The sequence below is a fragment of the Rahnella victoriana genome (genome assembly GCF_004330295.1).
Taxonomy (GTDB): domain Bacteria; phylum Pseudomonadota; class Gammaproteobacteria; order Enterobacterales; family Enterobacteriaceae; genus Rahnella; species Rahnella victoriana.
Genome location: NZ_SJOJ01000067.1, coordinates 1 through 866 on the forward strand (window position 1 = coordinate 1; position 866 = coordinate 866).

At 59.4% G+C, this 866-nt stretch carries 2 protein-coding genes; both read right to left on the reverse strand.

The genetic code is table 11. The features are described from left to right. The coding region (locus EYY67_RS24295; protein ID WP_423227952.1) for a fimbrial biogenesis chaperone at window positions 1–365 on the reverse strand (365 nt) is incomplete at its 3' end. Window positions 366–416: 51 nt separating this feature from the next. Beyond that, window positions 417–866, reverse strand: a 450-nt coding sequence (locus tag EYY67_RS24300; RefSeq protein WP_165498005.1) for a FimD/PapC C-terminal domain-containing protein, incomplete at its 5' end; no start/stop codon positions are given.

The window sequence follows — 866 nt, forward strand, 5'->3', positions numbered from 1 at the left end:
AACAGCTTCACGCGGCTTTGGATCGCCACCTGCATGACGTTCGCCATGTCGCTTTTGGGCGGCACCTCGCGCACGTTGAAGTAAAACAGCGACTCGCGGTCTTTCGGTAAGCCTGCGGTTTCAGGTAATTGCAGGATGCGGATCTGACTTTTCTCACCGGCGTCAATTCGCTGCATCGGCGGCAGCGCCACCAGCGGCGAGGTGATTTTTTCGCCCTGCGCATTCTCCAGCCAGACCTGTGCCAGATACGGCAACGTTTTGCTCTGGTTTTCCAGCATCACGCTGACGGATTTATCACCGGCCTGATAAATGATGCGCGTCCGGTCAAGATTGACGGCGGCCAGCGCGGGCGTCGCCGCGACCATCGTCAGCAGGGCGATGAGATAAAAATGCTGTTTTTTCATGGGATTATTTCCTTATGTGCAGGGCAGCAACATCTGCCCGGAACGGGTTTCGGGTTCAGAAGGCACGCGGATCTGGCATTGCTGCGCATCGCCCCAGCGGACCGTCAGGGATTTTTCCCCTGACACACCGGCCAGATAGGCCAGGCCGCCGTCACCGATCAGCCCCGCCTCAAAGCCGGAACTGTTGTCAGTCACCGACGCCCCCAGCGGCGGATGGCTGCCGTCTTTCAGGCGGATCACCGCCATCAGGCGATCGCCTTTCACGGCGCGGATCTGGCGAAAACCGATCGCCCCTTCGGTCAGCGTTTTGCTGACCACTGAGCTGTAAACCTCGACGTCGTCCGGCAAATTATTGACATCAACGCGGATGTCCGAGGTCTGGTAGCTGGACACGCCGTTCACCACCGCGATGCCGTAATCGTTGGTCACGGACGCGCCGTCGCTGACCGGAATGCCTTTCAC